This window comes from Methylobacterium sp. E-012 (assembly GCF_057836545.1).
Genome location: NZ_JBYQEY010000001.1, coordinates 4,317,390 through 4,335,208, shown reverse-complemented (window position 1 = coordinate 4,335,208; position 17,819 = coordinate 4,317,390). Strand labels below are relative to the sequence as shown.

Genomic DNA, 17,819 nt, shown 5'->3' with positions numbered 1-17,819 from the left:
CCAAGGATCTCAAGACCATCCCATCGCGTCCGTCACATGGTCGGCGCCGCTGCCGTCGCAAATGTCGGCGGCACGGTCACTCATGCGCATCACTGTATCCGGCGACAGGCGCCGGAGAGTTTCAGCTATCCGATCGCCCCCAGCTTCCGCGTGCCAGCCGAGGTCGAGCGCGGCGCCCGCATCCGCAACGCCCTGCGCGAGCGCGACTTGGTTCGGCGCGAGGCTGACGATGAGGGCGGGACAGCCCAGCACGCAGCGTTCCCACACGCTGGTGCCTCCGGCGCCGATGGCGAGATCGGCCGCCGCAATCAGCGTCTCCATATCGGCCCGTTGGACGTGGAGCGTGGCGCCGGGCAGGGTCCAGCAGAGCGCCTCCACCGTCTCCCGGTTCCTGGTGTTCCGGCCGATCACCACGTCGACCATGAGGTCGGACCGGTCCAGAGCCTGCAGGCCGCGCAGCGCCGTCGGCGTGTAGTCAACCGGGTCGGTGCCGCCCATCGACACGAGGATCCGTCCGATGCGGCCCGTCCGGCGCCCGAGGGAGGCGGCCCGCAGAGTGCCGAACCCGGGACGGATCAGAGCGTAGCCCGGCCCGAGGAGCGCGCGGCCCGCGAAACCGCGATAGCCCTCGTGGAGCGGATTCGCCAGGTTCTGATCGAGGATCAGGTCGGTGGCGTGCGCGCGTCCGAGATCGTCGATCGCCAGGAGCGCGCGCGCGCCGGTGCGCATCCGCGCCTCCCAGGCGGCGCCCAGGTCGTAATGATCGACTACGACCCAATCGACGCGCCCGCCGGCCGTCAGGGCCAGGCACCGGTCCGCGTCTTCGACCTCGCTCGCCGCGCCGGGCAGGCGGATCGCGGGGAAGCTGCGCGCCTCGATCTCGGCGATCAGGTCGCCCTCCGCCGGCCGGGTCAGGAACAGTGCCTCGTGCCCCCTGGCGACCAGGCGATCGGCTAGGCACAAGCACCGCATCAGGTGGCCGGCGCCGATCGACCATGACGAATCCGTCCGAAAGACGATGCGCATTCTTCAGCCGCGTCAGCCGGAGGTGCGGCCGCCGGCCAGCACAGCATGCCGGATCTCCGCCTCCGCCCAATCCTCCGGCGTGTCGATGTCGACGACCCGGTGGCGCGGCAGCAGCACGAGGCGAGAGCGAGGGCCGAACAGGGGCGTCCCGTCTGTGAAGGCCGAAGCCCGGCCCCAGTAGAACTGCCCCGCGTCGTGATAGGCGGGCTCAAGGTCCTGCGAGCGCGTCATCAGCGCCTCCGGCTGGAACATCCCGACCGCGCCCGCGGCGTCGATTTGAAGCGCCCGCTGGATCGGGAAGGCGTAGTCGGTCGCCGAGAACGCAAAGGCGACCGCCGGGTCAGCCATCATCGCGAAACCCCGCCGCAGATCGTCGGGCCGGATCAGCGGCGCGGTGGCGTAGAGGCAGCAAGCGAGCTCGACGGCCTCTCCCGCCTCGGTGAGCCACGCCAGCGCGTGGGCGACAACCGCGTTCGTGCCCGAATGGTCGTCCGCCAGAGCGGCCGGACGCAGGAACGGCGTCTCGGCGCCGTATTCGCGGGCGACCGCGGCGATTTCGGGGCTGTCCGTCGAGACGATCACACGGTCGAACAGCCCGGTCTCGCGGGCCGCAGCGATCGGGTAGGCGATGATCGGCCGGCCGGCGAAGGACCGGATGTTCTTGCCCGGGATGCGCTTGCTGCCGCTGCGCGCCGGGACCACCGCGACCCTCACGCGGCCACGCTCCGGCGCTGCTCCGGCGAGAGCGGCAGGGACTCGATCACCCGGTCCTGCTCCTCCTCGGTCAGCGTCGCGTGCAGCGGCAGAGTGATGGCCCGGGCGTAGTACGCCTCTGCGTTGGGGAACTGCCCCGGCCGGAAGCCCTGCGCCCGGAACAGCGGCTGCAGGTGAACCGGCGCGTAATGCACCTGAACGCCGATGCCCGCGGCGCGCAGGTGCTCGAACGCCGCGCGCCGGCCGATCCCGGCGCGCTCCGCGTCCCAGCCGATCACGTAGAGATGCCACGCGGAGTCGATCCCGGGATCGACAGGCGGAAGGGTGAGACCCGTGCCGGCGAGCCGGCGGGTGTAGCGCGCCGCGAGTGCCGCTCGGCGGGCGACGTAGCCCTCCAGGCGCTGGAGCTGGCTCGAACCCAGAGCCGCCTGGAGATCGGTCATCCGGTAGTTCCAGCCGAGCTCCAGGGCCTGATAGGTCCAGGGACCGTCCGGCGGGCCGTCCATCTCAGCCGGGTCGCGGGTAGTGCCGTGCGAACGCAGGCGGCGCATCCGGGCGGCCAGCTTGGCATCCCCGGTCAGCGCGGCGCCGCCCTCGGTGGTGGTGATGACCTTGACCGGATGGAAGCTGAACACGGTCACGTCCGCGTAGCGCCCGCTTCCCACGGGATCGCCCCGGTAGCGGCCGCCGATCGCGTGGGCCGCGTCCTCGACCACCGCGAACCCGTATCGCCGGGCCAGCGCGTGGATAGGCTCCATGTCGCAGGAGCGGCCGGCAAAGTGCACCGGCACCACCACCTTCGGCAGGCGCCCCGCCGGCTCGGCGGCAGCCAGCGCATCGGCCAGGGCGGTCGCGCTCATGTTGCCGGTCGCGGGCTCGATATCGACGAAGTCGACCGCGGCGCCGCAATAGAGCCCGGCATAGGCCGAGGCCAGGAAGGTGTTGGGCGAGGTCCAGAGCCGGTCGCCCGGTCCGAGGCCGAGGGCCGCGCAGGCGACGTGCAGCGCGGAGGTCGCGCTGTTCACGGCTACCGCGTGGCCGGCCCCGGCCTGGCGGCAGAGATCGGCCTCGAACCGCTCGATGGCCGGCCCCTGGGTGAGCCAGTCCGAACGCAGCACGGCGGTCACTGCCGCCACGTCGTCGTCGGTGACGTGCTGGCGTCCGTAAGGGATCATGCCGCGATCCGCGGTCCCGAGGTCAGGGCGGCCCGATTGGCCTCGATCCAAGCCTGCAACTCCTCGACGCTCATCCATTCGTCGTTGGTGTCGGAGGCGTAACTGAACCCATCGGGCACCTTCAGGCCGTTCTTGATCCGGCTCGCATGGCCCCAGGGGGCGATCGCCGGCAGGATCTTGTAGTAGCCGTCGTACGCGTAGGTGTGGGCCGCGTCCTCGGCGCTGATCATCTGCTCGTGCATCTTCTCCCCGGGGCGGATCCCGACGACGTCGATCTCTGCCTCGGGGCAGACCGCGCGGGCGATGTCGGCGAGCCGCATCGAGGGGATCTTGCGTACGTAGATCTCGCCGCCCTCGGTATCGAGAAGCGCGTGGCACGCCAGGGCCACACCCTGCTCCAGCGTGACCATGAAACGCGTCATCCCGGGATCGGTGATCGGCAGCCGGCCGGCGGCGCCCAGCGACAGGAAGTGCGGGATCACCGATCCGCGCGAGCCCATCACGTTGCCGTAGCGCACCACCGCGAAGCGCGTATCGTGCCCGCCCGCGTAGGAATTGCCGGCGATGAACAGCTTGTCGGAGACGAGCTTCGTCGCGCCGTAGAGATTGACCGGGCTGCTCGCCTTGTCGGTCGAGAGCGCCACCACGCGCTTCACGCCCTTGTCGAGGGCGGCGTCGATGACGTTCATCGCCCCGTCGATGTTGGTCTTGACCGCCTCGAACGGGTTGTACTCGGCCGTGGGCACGATCTTCAGGGCGGCGGCGTGGATGACGTAGTGGATCCCGTCCATCGCGCGGGCGAGGCGGGCGCGGTCCCGCACGTCGCCCACGAAGAAGCGCACCCGGCCCTCGCCGTCGAAGCGCCGAGCCATCTCCCACTGCTTCATCTCGTCGCGCGAGAAGATGACGATCCGGCGCGGTCCGTGCTGGCGCAGCATCTGCGCGACGAAGGCATTGCCGAACGAGCCGGTGCCCCCGGTGACGAGAATATTAGCGTCCTTCAGCACAGTCATCGATCAGCCGTTCGCCTCAACCGAGCTCCAAGGATCACACCGTGGGATCGCGCCGCGGGTCGGCCGATACAGCGAGATGCCGCGGACGCGTTCCGCATCCGACCGGGAACCAGGTCGCGCACCTCAGAAGCCGCGCTGCGCCGCCGGAGGTCTGCGGCTGTCCCGGAACCGCGAGCTACGGTCGGTGGCGCGCCGATGTCAAGGATGACGTCGCGGATCGACCACGGCCATGCGGCTGGACGACCTGTCCAGCTTGCGCTACTGCGCTTCCCGATGCAGGGCACAGGCCGGTTGGCTGAGGCTGATCGCTTCGGAGCAGGTCCCCGGGTGACGGGACGCTGTTCGATCAGTCCCGACCGGGGCGATCTCGTCGGCCTGGCGCCGGCTGACGGATCCTGCCGCCGGGCGCGCCGCAGCCTCAGAGCGGCCATCCGCCGCGCGATGTCCGCACTGGCTCCTCAATCGGCGCAATGGGACTCACGATGGCGCAGGACGACCTTCACACGCTGCTCGATGATACCTTCGATCGCCTGTTTCCCATCCTGCGCAGCATCTCCGGCCCCGGCCTCGAAGCGAGCTACCGTGTGCTGGGCGAGCATATGCCGCTCGATTACTTCGGGGTGCCGACCGGCCAAACCGTCTTCGACTGGACGACGCCGCCCGAATGGCATTGTCGGCGGGCGACGCTGACCGACCCCGACGGCACGGTGGTTTGCGATACCGACGTCAGCAACCTCCACATCCTCAACTATTCGGAAGGCTTCCACGGCACTGTTCCGCTCGACCGGCTGCAGAGCCATCTGCACAGCCTGCCGCATCTGCCCGACACGGTCCCCTACGTCACCAGCTACTACAACCGGACCTGGGGTTTCTGCCTCGCGCACAACGTCCGGCAGAACCTGAAGCAGGGCGATTACCGCGTCGCGATCGATGCGGAGTTCAAGGACGGGCAGATCCCCCTCGCCCAGGCCGTGCTGACGGGAAGCACCGACCGGGAGGTGCTGATCAGTTCCTACCTGTGCCATCCCTCGCTCGCCAACAACGAGCTGAGCGGCCCCCTCGTCCTGCTGGCCCTCTACCGGGCACTCTCCAAGTGGGAGCACCGCACCTTCACCTACCGCTTCCTCCTGAATCCCGAGACCATCGGCAGCCTGTGCTATCTCTGGCTTGACGGGGAGCGGCTGCGCACGACAATCGAAGCCGGTCTGGTCCTCACCTGCCTTGGAGGGCCGTCGAGGCGGCTCAGCTTCAAGGCGACCCGCCGGGGCGACACCCGCATCGACCGGCTCGCCCGCTCCTGGGCGGACCGGGAGCCCGAGACCCTGGAAATACGACCGTTCACGCCGACCAGCGGCTCGGACGAGCGGCAATTCTGCTCGCCGGGCTTTAATCTTCCGGTCGGCCAGTTCGCCCGAACGATCTACGGGGAATATGCGGGATACCACAACGCCCTCGACACCAAGGCGTTCATGCGGATCGAGACCCTGGTGGAAAGCGCGGGCCTCATCGAGCGCTTCCTGAAGGAGCTGGACGCCGCCGGCCCCTACATCAATCAGGCCCCGTTCGGCGAGCCCCAGCTCGGGCGGCGCGACCTGTACCCGACTTTGAACTCGGCCGCGACCTGGCAGCATTCGAGCGACGCGATCTTCGACGGCCGCACCATCTTGGAGCGGGTGCTTACGATCCTGAACTACAGCGACGGGACGTACGATCTCATTGACATCGCCGGAAAGTGCAGGTGCAGCGTCACCGAATTGCTGCCCGCCGTGAACAAGCTGAAGGCCGGCGGGCTGCTGAAGGATGCCCGGACATGAACGTCGTCTTCCTCACCGGCGATCACCCGCGCCACGCCCAGCTCGCCCAGTCAGTCGCCGCGAGCGGCCATCTAGCGGGGCTTGTGATCGAGACCCGCGAAGCTTTCGTCCCGTCGGCCCCGGAGCGGCTCGCGCCGGAGACCCGCGCGCTCTTCGACCTGCATTTCGCCCGCAGGCACGCGTCCGAGAGCCGGCATTTTGGCGCCTCCCTCCCGGACGTCCCCCGGCTCGACGTCTCGATCGACACCCTGAACGCGCCCGCGACCGCGGACTTCATCAACAGCCTGCGCCCGGACCTCATCCTGTCCTACGGCGTGCACAAGCTGACGCCTGAGACCCTCGGCCGGATCGCCTGCGCGCGGAAGTGGAACATCCACGGCGGATTGTCGCCCTGGTATCGGGGCGTTACGACCCATTTCTGGCCGAGCTACATGCTCGAACCGCAGATGACCGGCATGACCGTCCACCAGCTCACGCAGGACATCGACGGCGGCGACGTGATCCATCAGACCCAGGCGACCCTGGTCCGCGGAGACGGGCTGCACGACCTCGCTTGCCGGGCCGTCCAGTCGCTGTGCGACGACCTGCCCGAGCTTCTCGACCTGGCCGGGCGCGGAGCCGACAGCCCGGCGCGCCGTCAAGGTACGACCGGACGTATCTGGCGCTCCGTCGACTGGCAGCCGGCGCATCTCCACCTGATCTACGAGACCCACGGCGACCGCATCGTGGACGCCTACCTCGACGGGCGGTTCGCGGTCAGGGATCCGGTCCTCGTCCGCCAGTTTTGAGGAATTCGCTCCCCATGTGGCTCCGGGATCTCAAGCTCCGGGATCTCCTGCAGGGCCATGCGGCCCCGCGCAGGATTGTCGCCTTCGCGCCCAACGCCTTCTTCCCGTCGATGATCGCCGCGCCGCTCATCGTCGGCAAGGTGCTCGCCGAAGCCGGGCACGCGGTCACCCTGGTGACCTGCTCGGCCGAACGGCAGAGCTGCACCATCATGGACGGGCTCGCCCCGACCGAGCCGCGGCCGACCCGGGCGTTCTGCCCCGACTGCCGGGCGCGGGCTGAGGAATACCCGACCCGCTACGGGATCCCAGTGACCACCGACGGCGCGCTCCTCACGGCGGGCGACGAGGCTGAGGTCGCTCGCCTGCAGGAGACCGTCGTCGACGATCCGCGCCGCTTCGCGATCGACGGCATCCAGATCGGTCTGCTGGCTGCCGGAAACCTCTCGGCGATCTGGAAGCGCGACATCTTCGCGAGCGCCGATCCGGACGTGCTCGACCGCGTGCGGGTCATGGTCAAGGACGGGCTGCGCTCCTACGTGGCGGCCAAGCGGGTGGCCGCACTCTACCGGCCGCAGATCTTCGTCTACTACGCCGAGTACTACACCGAGATCATCTACGGCTCGGTCCTGGGCCGACGCGGTGCCCGGGTCGTGCCCGTGGTCCACAGTGGCCTCAACGGCAACGACTTCCGGCGGATCCAGATCATCGACGCGATGCCTCAGGTGCTGGACATGCAGCGCCGGCTCCCAACCTGGCCGCAATGGCGTGACCTGCCCCTCGATGCCCGCGAAGTGAGCGACGTGACCGACGATTCGATCACGCGCATCCTCGGGCGCTCGTCAATCGTGTTCTCGCCCGGAGCCCGCGAGATCAGTGCGTTGACCGAACGGGTCGACCCGGCGCGGCGGACGCTCGTGGCGTTCACGAGCAGCGACGACGAACTCAACAACACCAAGCAGCAGCGGCGCCTGTTCACCACGGATTTCGACGAGCGGCCCGAGGCCTTCGCGGACCAGATCGACTGGCTGCGGACGATCGCGCGTTACGTCGCCGAGCGCGAGGATCATCAACTCGTGGTCCGGTTCCATCCCCGGCTCGCCGCCAATCACCGCTCCAGCGTGCGCTCGGAATACGGTGCGCAGGTCGATGCCGTGATGGAAACGGGCTGCCCGCGCATTCACGTCGTCCTGCCGGAGAGCGACGTCTCTTCCTACGCGCTGGCGCAGCTCGCCGATCTCGTGCTGACGAGCTGGACGTCGATGGGAGTCGAGTGCGTCCGTCTCGGCCTGCCGTCCCTCCAGGCCTTCCGGGGCGTCGACATCTTCCCGAAGGAGGACGTGCTGAACTACACCCGGGACCGTGCCGCCTACATGGCCTGCCTGGCGGATCCGCCGAAGGTCTCCCCGCAGCAGTTCCTGTGGGCGATGCGCTACACGCAGATGTTTCTGTGCGGCTTGGCCGTCGATGTCGGCGACCTCGTTCCTGCCTTCGACGATCCAACCCTTCCGGACTATCGAACCCCGGCCAGCACCCCGGAAATCGTCGACACCATCATCAAGGGACGGCCGCTATCGGCGCAAAGGCTGCGCCGGAGACGGCGGATGGCGGGCCGCCCGTTCCTGGACCGCGAGCGGACAGCCGCCCGCGGCGCGATCGGACGCCTCATCCACGTCCTCGCATTCTGGGCGGATGCCAGCCCGTCGAGCCTCGTGATCGAGGACCGTGTCGAAGGCGAGACCGGATCGGCGGATCAAGCCGCGCTGCGGGTTCGGCACGCTGGGAACGGTCAGTTCGACGTCCGTTTTGGCGAGAGCCAGACGATGCTCAGGTCGCGGGCGATCGAGAACCTGATCGATCTCCATGATACCCTGGGTCAGGAATCTGCTGCCACATCGTGACGGGCCGTTGTCCGGGGCCTGAGGGCCGCGGTCGACACCCCATACGCCTTCCTCGATGAGCCTCTCACTATCAAGTCCCGCTACGCCGGCGCGGCCAGCGGAAGGGCTCCCAGGCATTGGGAGTGGGACGAGGCTCTCTGGGGAGAAGGATAATCGCAACCGACTATGACGCGCGCCCGGCCGGCCGGACCATCCGCCATTCCCGCACCTACTTCGATGCGCGCTACCTCTCGCGCGCGCTGGCGCTGTACCGCTCGCTCGTCATTGCCCGTCCTTCCGGCTCCACGCCTTCTGCCTGAACGACACCTGCTACGACGCTCTCGCCAGGGCGGCCCTGCCGCATCTCGTCCCGATCCAGCTCCCGGATCTGGAACGGATCGATCCGGCGCTCGCCGCGGTCCGGGCGCGACGCGGCCGCGGCGAGTAGTATTTCACGCTCACGCTGACCCTGCCGCTGTTCATCCTGGCGAGCGAGCTTGAGATCGAGCTGATTACTTATTTCGACGTGGATCTTCTGTTTTTCAGCAGCCCAGAGCTCCTGTATTCGGAACTCTGCGAGCGGTAGATCCTGATCAGCGGCCACCGCTTCTCCGAACGCAACGCCCACCCCGCGCAGTACGAGCGCTTCCACGTCGGATGGCTGACGTGGCGAAACGACCGCCAGGGACGCGCCTGCCTCAACTCGTATCGCGAGCGGTGCCTCGAATGGTGTTACTGCTTACATGGAGGACGGGCGCTTAGGCGATCAGCGCTACCTCGATGCGTAGCCGGAGATCTTCAGCGGTCTTGTCGAGGCCAGTCATCGCGGCGGCAATCTCGCGCCTTGGAAAATCGACGCGTATCCACTCACGCTGCGGAACGGCCACGTGTTCGTCGGCGACGATCCGCTCATTTTCGACCATTTCCACACCCTGAATAGCACGACCGAGCTCAGTCTGTCGGCCACGGGATCGACGAGTATGTGCCCGATCTAGTCGGCCTCAACCGGGCATTGATCTTCGAGTCGATCTATCTGCCGTATCTCCTCGCACTCGTCGAAGTGGAGGCGGAGGTCGCGACCTTCGGCCTCGAGGCGTCCGAGAACGTCGGAACCTTGGTTCAGGTGCCCCCGTGGCGCGATAGCTTCGCCTGGGTGCATCAGGTCTCCGAGACGTCGGCGTGGAACCGGCCGCCCGCAATCGACGCGCATGCGGTCTGGTATGCCGGGCCGACGCCAGGGCCGAGGCCGAACGCGACGCGGGCGCGGCGATCCCGGCGGCCGACTCCTCGAACCCGACCCTGTGCGCGCGTTGATCATCGACCATGTCTTTCGCGATGCCGCGTCCGATGGCCCCCTCGACATCCTCGATTGGGGGGCCGTGCCGGGCTGCCGGCCCTGTCGCTGGCGCGCAAGCGCCGGGGAGCGCGGACGCTGCGCTACCGCCCGCTCGGTAGAGTTCGGCGTTCGCGCTGGTCTCCAGCCCGTTCCCGGGCTCGGCAGTCAACCGGTAGCAGCCCGCCGCGATCCGGCAGCCGAAGGGGCGCACGAGCAGCACCTGGGGGTCGTCGCCCGTCACCGACCGGGCGTCCGATGCGGGGCCATCGCGCCGCAGGTGGTGGAGGGGCCTGGCTTTCAGGCGCGTGTGCGGACGTCCGGGCGACGGGGCGCAGCCGCGATCCGGAACGGCGTCATCAGGAGCCACGCGGCGCCCACAATCCCGTCCCGTAGAAATCGGCCAGGCCTCCGCCAGACGGTTGGTCAACCGGTCCTGCGACGCGGCGGCGAAGCGCGCGCCCACCTTGCCTCTCAGGTCGGCGACCTCGCTGAAGGCGCCATCCTTGACCCAGACCATGTCGCCCTGGAACGTGAACGGGACCGCGCGAGTGCGGGTGCCCTGCAGGGATTGCCCGGTCTTTCCGCTCTGAAGGCGCCGATGCTCTTATCGTTGATGCAGTTAATGAACGCGATGAAGATGTAGACCTTGGCCTCGGATTGATAGTCGGTCCGTACGATCGCGTTCATCGCATCGACCGTGCGCCAGAGCGCCGCGAAATCGATCTGAACCCAGTCCAGGATCTCGGCATCCGTGGGCGGCTCGACCGGCTTCGGCGCCGCGGCGATGACGGCCCGGAAGGATGCCAGCGGGTCGTCGGACGTCGTCCCGGTTGCGCAGTCTCTGTTCGGACGCAGAGTGAAGCCCGGCCCATGGGCGTCTCAGTGGACACGGCACACTCGCTCGGCACCAGATTAGACCAGGCGGTCAAACCTCGGCGGCTGCGCCTGGGGCCAGATACCACGTCGCGGCGTGGTTCATCACAGTCAAACCATGCTTGGCGGCGAAGTCCTGCACGGCCTTCTGCACCGGGTAGACGTCCGGCTGCCCCTCCGGCGACCACCACCAGTCGTCGCCGCTGATGACAGCCGAGGGCCACAACGCGCGGCAGACATCGAGATCGACCAGTTCCTTGTCGCTGTCAAAGTAGACGAGGTCCGGGACCACGCCGAGCGCCGCGACCGTGTGCAGCATCTCCGGTGAGCGGCCGCGGATGGGCACGAACCGATCTCGAAAGTCCCAAAGATTGCTGATCGTCGCGAAATAAGCTGCTTCGGGCCGCAACAGCTGATTCAGAAACGAGTCGTCGGACAGGCCACCGGCGTCCAGATTGTCGATGCCGTAGGCGTGGCGGTTGCCCCACCAGTATCGAACCTGGTCCGCGTCGAACGCCCAGGGGTCGATGCCGATCAGGGTTAGATCGGTCTTGTGGCGCAGCCATTGGAGCGCTGAGCCGCCGTAGAGCACGCCGACCTCTATCATCACCCGCACGTCGCGCGACGTGATCAGATCGAGGATCAGGTCCCGGCCGCCGCCGTCCAGCTTCCATGAGAAGGGGGCGAAGTCCGGCCGCTCGGCGGGCAGGGGGAATGCGTCTCGGATCCGGCGGTCCAAAATCCGTGCTCCGCTTCTGTGCGACCGCGGCGCGGCCTGGATTTCGGCGTGGGCGGCTCGCCCGGCCCCCGCGAGCATGGGGTGACCCATGTGTAAGGTCGTGCCGTACCGGTCAAGGATGGCGCCTGCGAAGCGGCCCTTCTAGGCTGCGGGAGGCCCGGCGTGTCAAGAGGGCGCGGTGCCCGCGATCCAGCGCGGACGGGCCCGATCCTGCCCGTCCTCCGGCGCGCAGAGCCGGCCCGATCCCGGGGTGGCCGCGCTTATCCTGCCCGTCCGCGGGAGGGTAAGAGCGCCCCTCGCGGATGGCGCATCGAGATCTCGATATCCGTTCGAAATCGGGGCGAAACCAATATTAGGTGCCCATGCGTCCGTCCCGGCTGCATGGCCCTCGGAACCTCCACTATGACGAGTTTGCCTCCGCCGCAGCCCCTGGATTGGACCGGACGGCGCGTGCTGATCACCGGCGGGGTCGGGTTCATCGGATCGAACCTCGCCCGCCGGCTCGTCGATGCGGGCGCGCAGGTCACTTGTTTCGACGCGTTCGTGCCCAACGACGGGGCGGAGCTGTTCAACCTGGACGGTTACCTCGATCGTCTGCGCGTCGTGCGCGGCGACGTGCGCGATACCCCCGCCATCACCGCTGCGCTCGAAGGACAGGAGGTCCTGTTCAACCTCGCGGCGCAGACCTCCCACGTGGAATCGATGCGCGATCCGCACCCCGGTGACCTGACCGGCTGGCTTTGGACCGGGCCGATTGAGGGGATCGGCTTGGACCAGAGGCCTCGGGGATGAAGCGAGGACGAAGGCTTCGGAGCACGGTGGGAATTGAGGTGGCGAAGCGGCAGCGGGGCTTCCAGGCTGTGGGGGCGCCGCGCCCATTTCGGCTGGAGTGTCGCGGTGAACCGGACCCAATCCGCGGACCCACGCGACCGGCACAGGACCTATGCCGGTCTAGATCGCTCGTTCCGGCCCGTGGCCGTACCGCACGAGCCGGACGCGGCCGTCCGACAGCCGCAGATCCTGCCTCTCGCCCTCGGGAAGGCGTCCGCCTCCATTGCGACAGCCTAAGCGGGCGGGCGGCTGCCGCCGGCGCGCAGCACGTCCGTCAGGGGGATCGTCGATGTCCTCGGGCTGACGAAGCCGAACACCTTTGGGAGGTGTCTCGATGGTGTATCGCACGCGCCGAGAGGTTCTCCGGCAGTCTCGACACGCTCTCTCATCTGCGCATCCGCGGTGAGCCCGAGACAGTCGCGCTTCACCCACTCCGAACCAGGCAGATTGAAGGACCGACGCGGTGGCCCTCGACCGGGACATTCACAAGACGCCCCTCGATCGGATCATCGCCAGCGAAGGCGGCGTCGAGGCAGCGCCGGCACAGCTCAGCGTAGACCATGCAGCGCGAGTGCTGTCCGCCGACATGGATGCCGGTTCGGCGCAAGACAGCAGGTTCGCACACGGAGTCAGAGCCGTTCCCTGTAGCAGCGCGACCGGAAACGGCTCCGAGGAGTGGAGGAGACTGATCGGTCCCGGCCCCCGCGATTCGTCGCAAACGGGCGGAGCGCGGCGCCGTGTCGGTGCTTCGCTCGTTACGTCTCACGCCGAACCGGTATCCCCCGCGTGGGGCGACGCGTCAGCGCGGGACGAAGATCCCCGGAATGATCCGCCCGGACTGGCCGAACAGCGCCTCCGCACGGATGCAACTGCCCGGTACGTCCCTCTGGTACGCGACGAGATAGCTCCGCGCCTGGAGCATCAGGGCACCGCGGTCGATCTCTGCCGGATCGACACCCATCGCCCGGATCGCCCCCTTGAAGCGCTCGTCGTCCGTGCGAAGCGTGTCGCAGGAGACGTTCACGAAGCCGGCAAGACCCGCCAGCTTGGCCGCGCTCAGCGTCTGCGGCGGCAGCGCGGCCGGCTCCTCGGCCCGCAGGATCGATCCGGTCATGGACAGGGCGATGGTCACGACGACGAGACCGAGAGACCGCATCACGCTCTTCTCCATTCGAAACACCCCGTCCTCGCCATTCGCACTGGTTTTCCGCGGGAGCACCACGCCGGGCCGAAGGACGCCGGATCGCGCCCGGACGTCCTCACCGGCCGCGGCCGGCGGCTACTCCTGGTCCGAAGGCGCAGAGCCTTGCAGCACGCCGCAGGTGCGGACCCTTTCGCTCAAGGTCAATTCCCGGGTGTCCCCGATGGCGGACAAAGACCTCATCGCCTTGCCCATGCGGTTCGTAACATCGGTCTTGTCGGACATCGGGGCTCTCGGCCAGAGCGCGGCGCGATCGTCCATTTTCCGTCGGGCCGAAGCAGGACCCGATGACAGGACACACTAAGATCATAAGAAGACCGCAACGCGCATCATCGACCTCCCATTTCTGCAGTGGAAATACTTAGCCGGACGGTAGTTGTTCAGTCCATATCGACTTGCGCCAAATGGAATGCCGGGTGTCAAACCGGGCACTGGGCGGCGATCGACGCGATCGCGGCCGAGATCGGGGGCTCGGGCGGGCCGCTCCGGAACGGGAGCCGGCAGTGCGAGGAGGGGACAGCGATCCGCGGGGCGATCCTTGACGCGCCGGGCGTACGGCGCCAATCGGCCTGACAGCGCCCGGCCGCCAGCGAAGCCCGGCGCGGGACCGTCCCGATCCACGGACGGAGCATCGGAGAGCGTCCATGACCCCACCGCTGTACCATCCCGCCTGCGGAGGCCTTCCGGCGCAGACGAGCCTGATGACCGGGCGGGCGGTGTTCACGGAGGCCTACGCGGTGATCCCCAGGGGCGTGATGAGCGACATCGTCACGAGCTTCCTGCCCGGCTGGGAGGGAACCCGTGCCTGGATCCTGGCACGCCCCCTATCGGGATTCTCCGAGACCTTCGCCCAGTACCTGATGGAGGTCGCTCCCGGCGGCGGCAGCGCGGCGCCCGAGCCCGACGGCCAGGCCGAGGGCGTGGTGTTCGTGGTGGCGGGCCGTCCGAGCCTGGAACTCCACGGCCATGCCCATGCCCTGCGCCCCGGAAGCTTCGCCTACCTGCCGCCGGGCGCGCCCTGGCGCCTGCGCAACGGCGACGCCGAGCCGGCGCGGTTCCACTGGATCCGCAAGCGTTACGAGCCCGCGCCGGGCCTCGACGTGCCGGAGGCCTTCGTCACGCACGAGGCCGAGGTCGCGCCGGTCGGCATGGTCGGCACCGACGGTGCCTGGGCCACGACCCGCTTCGTCGCCCCCGACGATCTGCGCCACGACATGCACGTCACCATCGTCACCCTGCAGCCCGGCGGGACGATCCCGTTCGAGGAGACGCACGTGATGGAGCACGGCCTGTTCGTCCTGGAAGGGAAGGCCGCCTACCGGCTCAACCGCGACTGGGTCGAGGTCGAGGCGGGCGACTTCATGTGGTTGCGCGCCTTCTGCCCACAGGCCTGCTACGCGGGCGGTCCGGGCCGGTTCCGCTACCTCCTGTACAAGGACGTCAACCGGCATCCGGCCCTCGCGCCGCGCGGGCTCGCCCGATGAGCGCGCCGGCGACGCCCCCCGCGGCCCGATCGGTCCTCGCCCGGCCTCTCACGGCGGAAGCCTTCGCGCCGTTCGGCACGGTGATCGACGGGGCGGGTGCCGCACCGCGCCCGATGAACGCCGGGCTGGCCCGCCGCTTCCACGATCTGGCGCAGGTCGAGGTGGTGGGCGAGGGGGCGCGCACGGTGATCGGCCTGGTGGAGGCGGAGCCCTACGCGCTGCCCCTGCGCCTGAGCCTGGTCGAGCGCCATCCGCTCGGCGCGCAGGCCTTTGTCCCGCTGAGCGCCGCGCCGTTCCTGGTCGTGGTCTGCCCGGACGAGGGCGGGAGACCCGGTCCGCCGCAGGCCTTCGTCACCACCCGGCCGCACCAGGGCATCTGCTACGCGCGCGGCACGTGGCACGGCGTGCTGACGCCGTTCGGGGCGCCGCAGGATTTCGTGGTCATCGACCGCGGCGGCCCGGGCGGAAACCTGGAAGAATACGTGTTCACAGACCCCTGGACGGTCCATCTCCGGGAGTAGGCTCCGGACGCGGGTGCCGGGCCCCGGGGAGACCCGGCTACAGATCGACGGTCTCGGGCTGCCGCTCGGTCAGGGTGAAGACGACTTCACCGGTCCGCTCGCAGGTTACGCTCACGGAGGTTACGCCGCTCAGTGCCTGCTGGTGCGGAAGCTGTGCTCTGGCGTGGGCGATGGCGGCCTCCAGATCGCAGGGCCAGAGCTTCGTCGCGCTGATCCGCTTTCCTTTTCGAAACGTGATCTTGTAGGCCATGACTCCCTCCATTTCGGGCCATGATACACCCGCCGCCGGGAGGGAGCCGTCCCCGTGGGGCATGCCAACGATGCGCGGCGAGCGGGGAGGGGCCGGACGACGGCACTGCGCCGTTCCTCACCTGTGGGTGCGCGCCGGCAGCCGCCGGGTGTCCGGCCATCGCACCGTTTTCGTGTCGCGGACAGGATGCCCGCGACACGGTCGGGACGCCGCCGGCATCACCGCGTCGGCGCGGCGGCGGCTACGATCCGCGGAGCCGCCGGGGAGGCCGGGACGAGGCGCGGCGTCGTGGCGAGTTCGGATGCCGGACGCACGGTGGCGATAGCCCGGGCCTGCTCGCGGTAGAGCGGCGGCGTCAGAGTGACGGTGTCGTCCGCCAGCGCGGCACCGGTCATCGGGATGGCGGCGAGGGCGGCCAGAATGAAGGTACGAACGGTCATGATACGCGATCCTCTCGATGTCCGGGCTCGGGCCCGGCTTCGAGGGGATATCTACGCTGCGGAGCAACATGATCCAAACAGATTGGATCGATAGCCGATATTGATGACATCGCTTTTGGCGGCGGCCACGCCCTCGGCCTACCGGTCAGCGGCCGAGGTCCACCGGGATGCTGAGATCGGCCATCCCGGAACCACTTAGCAACCCGGCGGGCGGCGCTGTCAGCAGGCCGACGGCCTGAACGGCGCGGAGCGCCCGCCGATCGAGCGCCGGCGAGCCCGAGCTGCGCTCGATCTCGGCCTGCTGCACCGCACCATCGGCCGCGATCTCCATATGGACCACCACGGTGCCGGCCCTCCGGCCGGGACCCGTCCGGCGCTCGGCGCGGTCCGCGGCGTCGATCCGCGTGACCAGATCGGAGAGCCAACTGCGCGCCGCCGGCCCCGGCATCTCCCGGGCCTGGGCGGCCCAGGGCCCCAGGAGCAGGCCGAGAACCGTGATCCGGTGGACGAGCACTTGCAACGGCATGCGGGAACGGGGGCTGCGTGAGGGTCGAGGGATCCTACGCGCCCGGGACGGCCCCTGCGACACCGAATGATCGCGCTCAGGACAGGATTGCGGGCATCCCGCCCGCGAGACCTGGCGGCGGCGGCATCCACGTGCCGATCCGGCACCGCAAGTCGGCGATGGCCGGAGGATGCCCGGGAGGATGGGAACCTGTGCGGCGATCGTATCGCCGTCGGACGCGTGCAGACGCATGACGGCCGATCACCGGTGGGGGACAGGACCGGCGGTTCGGCCATCAGCGCGCGATCCCGAACCCATGTCTGCAACATAGATCAGCCAAGTCCGAGATCTTCGAATTGATCGATGACACCCTGGCTGATAGCCTCGACAAATCTGCGCGTCGGTCGGACGGTTTCGATACGCATGTCCGGATCGAAGATCTGTCCCCCACCCCGGCGCATCTTCCGGCCAGGACGGAAGATCATCGCGGCGGCGGGCCGAGAAGCGCGACCGTGCCGCCCTGATCGCACGCTGAACCCGGGATCACGCGCATGTCACGATTGTCGGACCTCGAAGACGACCCGGCATTCCAGGAAGCCGTTCGCGCGGTGCGCGGCGCAGCCAGCACGTTGAGCGGGCGGGCCGTGACGGCGGACGAGGCGCGCTTCCTGGTCGGCATCGCGCTGACGACCTTCGCCCATGCCGGCGGCCTGAGCGAGCCGAGCCGCAGCCGGCTGGCCCGGTTCTCGGAGACGATCGGGCCGGATGCGGTGGTCGAGACGCTGACGAAACACTGAGGCCGGCGGCCGGCGCCCTCTGCGGCCCGAGGGCGATCACAGCAATCCGGTCCTCCGGGCGAGCATCACCCCGAGGGCGAGGCAGGCGGCCACACTGACGATCAGCATGGCGACGTTCGTCCAGAACCGGACCGGCCGGCTCGATCCGTCGATCCCGCTGGCGCGCAGGCGCACCCAGGGCACGTAGAGGTAGAGCGCGATCAGCGTCAGGATTAGGAATGCCAAGGTCGGCAGCCGGCCGCTCACGAGGGCGGCGCCGGCCAGGAGGGCCCAACCGAGAACGAGGCTCACCATCGTGAACAGGGCTGTCGAATTCACGTCCGCACGGTCCCTTCAGCGGATGATCGCGGCGCGGTGCCGGAGCGCCACCACGGACCCCGTCCATTGCCCCGCCCGAACACGGAATCGGCGCCGGGCCGGCGCGCGGCTCTCGTA

20 protein-coding genes and 1 pseudogene are annotated in these 17,819 nt (G+C 68.8%); 7 read left to right on the top strand and 14 right to left on the bottom strand.

Annotation, left to right across the window (positions count from 1 at the left end; all coding sequences use genetic code 11):
• Window positions 1–9: 9 nt before the first annotated feature.
• The 4 genes from pseG to pseB are packed head-to-tail and all read right to left on the bottom strand — an operon-like array spanning window position 10 to window position 3,928.
• The gene (gene pseG, locus AC3IF1_RS20825) at window positions 10–1,026 is read right to left on the bottom strand and encodes a UDP-2,4-diacetamido-2,4,6-trideoxy-beta-L-altropyranose hydrolase (RefSeq protein ID WP_489219147.1); all 1,017 of its coding nucleotides are present in this window, start codon (window positions 1,024–1,026) and stop codon (window positions 10–12) included.
• A 12-nt stretch (window positions 1,027–1,038) separates the two neighbouring features.
• On the bottom strand, window positions 1,039–1,740 hold the full coding sequence (pseF, locus tag AC3IF1_RS20820) for a pseudaminic acid cytidylyltransferase (protein WP_489219145.1): 702 nt from the start codon (window positions 1,738–1,740) through the stop codon (window positions 1,039–1,041).
• Entirely contained in the window at window positions 1,737–2,915 is a 1,179-nt protein-coding gene (gene pseC / locus AC3IF1_RS20815; protein WP_489219143.1) for a UDP-4-amino-4,6-dideoxy-N-acetyl-beta-L-altrosamine transaminase, read from the bottom strand. The genes pseF and pseC overlap by 4 nt, the downstream gene beginning before the upstream one ends.
• Window positions 2,912–3,928 (bottom strand): UDP-N-acetylglucosamine 4,6-dehydratase (inverting), encoded by a 1,017-nt coding sequence (gene pseB / locus AC3IF1_RS20810; RefSeq protein WP_489219142.1) that lies wholly within the window; start codon window positions 3,926–3,928, stop codon window positions 2,912–2,914. The genes pseC and pseB overlap by 4 nt, the downstream gene beginning before the upstream one ends.
• Before the next feature lie 482 nt (window positions 3,929–4,410).
• Here pseB and AC3IF1_RS20805 point away from each other — a divergent pair, with 482 nt between their 5' ends.
• From AC3IF1_RS20805 to AC3IF1_RS20795, 3 genes are read left to right on the top strand one after another with little or no spacing between them, the layout of a single operon-like run.
• The gene (locus AC3IF1_RS20805; RefSeq protein WP_489219141.1) at window positions 4,411–5,742 is read left to right on the top strand and encodes a DUF4910 domain-containing protein; all 1,332 of its coding nucleotides are present in this window, start codon (window positions 4,411–4,413) and stop codon (window positions 5,740–5,742) included.
• Window positions 5,739–6,530, top strand: coding sequence for a formyl transferase (locus tag AC3IF1_RS20800; protein WP_243970799.1), 792 nt, complete (start codon window positions 5,739–5,741; stop codon window positions 6,528–6,530). The genes AC3IF1_RS20805 and AC3IF1_RS20800 overlap by 4 nt, the downstream gene beginning before the upstream one ends.
• A 14-nt stretch (window positions 6,531–6,544) precedes the next feature.
• Window positions 6,545–8,428, top strand: a complete 1,884-nt coding sequence (locus tag AC3IF1_RS20795; protein ID WP_489219140.1) for a hypothetical protein — start codon at window positions 6,545–6,547, stop codon at window positions 8,426–8,428.
• A gap of 223 nt (window positions 8,429–8,651) precedes the next feature.
• On the opposite strand, the gene AC3IF1_RS20790 is transcribed toward AC3IF1_RS20795, so the two are convergent.
• The 3 genes from AC3IF1_RS20790 to AC3IF1_RS20780 all read right to left on the bottom strand — a co-directional run bounded on the left by AC3IF1_RS20790 (window position 8,652) and on the right by AC3IF1_RS20780 (window position 11,355).
• Window positions 8,652–9,011, bottom strand: a complete 360-nt coding sequence (locus AC3IF1_RS20790; protein WP_489219139.1) for a hypothetical protein — start codon at window positions 9,009–9,011, stop codon at window positions 8,652–8,654.
• 154 nt (window positions 9,012–9,165) lie between these two features.
• The gene (locus tag AC3IF1_RS20785; protein WP_489219138.1) at window positions 9,166–9,330 is read right to left on the bottom strand and encodes a hypothetical protein; all 165 of its coding nucleotides are present in this window, start codon (window positions 9,328–9,330) and stop codon (window positions 9,166–9,168) included.
• 1,338 nt (window positions 9,331–10,668) lie between these two features.
• On the bottom strand, window positions 10,669–11,355 hold the full coding sequence (locus AC3IF1_RS20780; protein ID WP_489219137.1) for a hypothetical protein: 687 nt from the start codon (window positions 11,353–11,355) through the stop codon (window positions 10,669–10,671).
• A gap of 450 nt (window positions 11,356–11,805) precedes the next feature.
• Here AC3IF1_RS20780 and AC3IF1_RS20775 point away from each other — a divergent pair, with 450 nt between their 5' ends.
• Window positions 11,806–12,147, top strand: coding sequence for an NAD-dependent epimerase/dehydratase family protein (locus AC3IF1_RS20775; RefSeq protein WP_489219136.1), 342 nt, complete (start codon window positions 11,806–11,808; stop codon window positions 12,145–12,147).
• 35 nt (window positions 12,148–12,182) lie between these two features.
• On the opposite strand, the pseudogene AC3IF1_RS20770 reads toward AC3IF1_RS20775, so the two are convergent.
• The 3 genes and pseudogenes from AC3IF1_RS20770 to AC3IF1_RS20760 all read right to left on the bottom strand — a co-directional run.
• Window positions 12,183–12,522: pseudogene (locus AC3IF1_RS20770) on the bottom strand (IS256 family transposase); the annotation flags it as partial.
• A 463-nt stretch (window positions 12,523–12,985) separates the two neighbouring features.
• Complete coding sequence (locus AC3IF1_RS20765) at window positions 12,986–13,342, bottom strand: hypothetical protein (RefSeq protein ID WP_489220430.1); 357 nt, start codon at window positions 13,340–13,342, stop codon at window positions 12,986–12,988.
• A gap of 123 nt (window positions 13,343–13,465) precedes the next feature.
• The gene (locus AC3IF1_RS20760) at window positions 13,466–13,612 is read right to left on the bottom strand and encodes a hypothetical protein (protein WP_489219135.1); all 147 of its coding nucleotides are present in this window, start codon (window positions 13,610–13,612) and stop codon (window positions 13,466–13,468) included.
• Between the two features lie 419 nt (window positions 13,613–14,031).
• On the opposite strand from AC3IF1_RS20760, the gene AC3IF1_RS20755 reads away from it, so the two are divergent.
• The gene (locus tag AC3IF1_RS20755) at window positions 14,032–14,871 is read left to right on the top strand and encodes a bifunctional allantoicase/(S)-ureidoglycine aminohydrolase (protein WP_489219134.1); all 840 of its coding nucleotides are present in this window, start codon (window positions 14,032–14,034) and stop codon (window positions 14,869–14,871) included.
• Window positions 14,868–15,392 (top strand): ureidoglycolate lyase, encoded by a 525-nt coding sequence (locus AC3IF1_RS20750; RefSeq protein ID WP_489219133.1) that lies wholly within the window; start codon window positions 14,868–14,870, stop codon window positions 15,390–15,392. The genes AC3IF1_RS20755 and AC3IF1_RS20750 overlap by 4 nt, the downstream gene beginning before the upstream one ends.
• Before the next feature lie 37 nt (window positions 15,393–15,429).
• On the opposite strand, the gene AC3IF1_RS20745 is transcribed toward AC3IF1_RS20750, so the two are convergent.
• The 3 genes from AC3IF1_RS20745 to AC3IF1_RS20735 form a co-directional block, all read right to left on the bottom strand.
• Window positions 15,430–15,642: a hypothetical protein gene (locus AC3IF1_RS20745; protein WP_243970814.1), complete on the bottom strand. Its 213-nt coding sequence runs from the start codon at window positions 15,640–15,642 to the stop codon at window positions 15,430–15,432.
• 218 nt (window positions 15,643–15,860) lie between these two features.
• On the bottom strand, window positions 15,861–16,082 hold the full coding sequence (locus AC3IF1_RS20740) for a hypothetical protein (protein WP_489219131.1): 222 nt from the start codon (window positions 16,080–16,082) through the stop codon (window positions 15,861–15,863).
• Window positions 16,083–16,227: 145 nt separating this feature from the next.
• Window positions 16,228–16,608, bottom strand: a complete 381-nt coding sequence (locus tag AC3IF1_RS20735) for a cell envelope integrity TolA family protein (RefSeq protein ID WP_489219130.1) — start codon at window positions 16,606–16,608, stop codon at window positions 16,228–16,230.
• A gap of 530 nt (window positions 16,609–17,138) precedes the next feature.
• On the opposite strand from AC3IF1_RS20735, the gene AC3IF1_RS20730 reads away from it, so the two are divergent.
• On the top strand, window positions 17,139–17,384 hold the full coding sequence (locus tag AC3IF1_RS20730) for a hypothetical protein (protein WP_243970820.1): 246 nt from the start codon (window positions 17,139–17,141) through the stop codon (window positions 17,382–17,384).
• 36 nt (window positions 17,385–17,420) lie between these two features.
• On the opposite strand, the gene AC3IF1_RS20725 is transcribed toward AC3IF1_RS20730, so the two are convergent.
• Entirely contained in the window at window positions 17,421–17,702 is a 282-nt protein-coding gene (locus AC3IF1_RS20725) for a hypothetical protein (protein ID WP_243970821.1), read from the bottom strand.
• Between the last annotated feature and the right edge of the window lie 117 nt (window positions 17,703–17,819).

Coding starts and splice junctions, on each gene's coding strand:
- AC3IF1_RS20805 (WP_489219141.1), top strand. CDS start 4,411: ATGGCGCAGGACGACCTTCACACGCTGCTCGATGATACCTTCGATCGC.
- AC3IF1_RS20745 (WP_243970814.1), bottom strand. CDS start 15,642: ATGGCCTACAAGATCACGTTTCGAAAAGGAAAGCGGATCAGCGCGACG.
- pseC (WP_489219143.1), bottom strand. CDS start 2,915: ATGATCCCTTACGGACGCCAGCACGTCACCGACGACGACGTGGCGGCA.
- AC3IF1_RS20730 (WP_243970820.1), top strand. CDS start 17,139: ATGTCACGATTGTCGGACCTCGAAGACGACCCGGCATTCCAGGAAGCC.
- AC3IF1_RS20755 (WP_489219134.1), top strand. CDS start 14,032: ATGACCCCACCGCTGTACCATCCCGCCTGCGGAGGCCTTCCGGCGCAG.
- AC3IF1_RS20765 (WP_489220430.1), bottom strand. CDS start 13,342: ATGCGGTCTCTCGGTCTCGTCGTCGTGACCATCGCCCTGTCCATGACC.
- pseG (WP_489219147.1), bottom strand. CDS start 1,026: ATGCGCATCGTCTTTCGGACGGATTCGTCATGGTCGATCGGCGCCGGC.
- AC3IF1_RS20735 (WP_489219130.1), bottom strand. CDS start 16,608: ATGCCGTTGCAAGTGCTCGTCCACCGGATCACGGTTCTCGGCCTGCTC.
- AC3IF1_RS20785 (WP_489219138.1), bottom strand. CDS start 9,330: ATGGTCGAAAATGAGCGGATCGTCGCCGACGAACACGTGGCCGTTCCG.
- pseB (WP_489219142.1), bottom strand. CDS start 3,928: ATGACTGTGCTGAAGGACGCTAATATTCTCGTCACCGGGGGCACCGGC.
- AC3IF1_RS20750 (WP_489219133.1), top strand. CDS start 14,868: ATGAGCGCGCCGGCGACGCCCCCCGCGGCCCGATCGGTCCTCGCCCGG.
- AC3IF1_RS20740 (WP_489219131.1), bottom strand. CDS start 16,082: ATGACCGTTCGTACCTTCATTCTGGCCGCCCTCGCCGCCATCCCGATG.
- AC3IF1_RS20760 (WP_489219135.1), bottom strand. CDS start 13,612: ATGTCCGACAAGACCGATGTTACGAACCGCATGGGCAAGGCGATGAGG.
- AC3IF1_RS20800 (WP_243970799.1), top strand. CDS start 5,739: ATGAACGTCGTCTTCCTCACCGGCGATCACCCGCGCCACGCCCAGCTC.
- AC3IF1_RS20795 (WP_489219140.1), top strand. CDS start 6,545: ATGTGGCTCCGGGATCTCAAGCTCCGGGATCTCCTGCAGGGCCATGCG.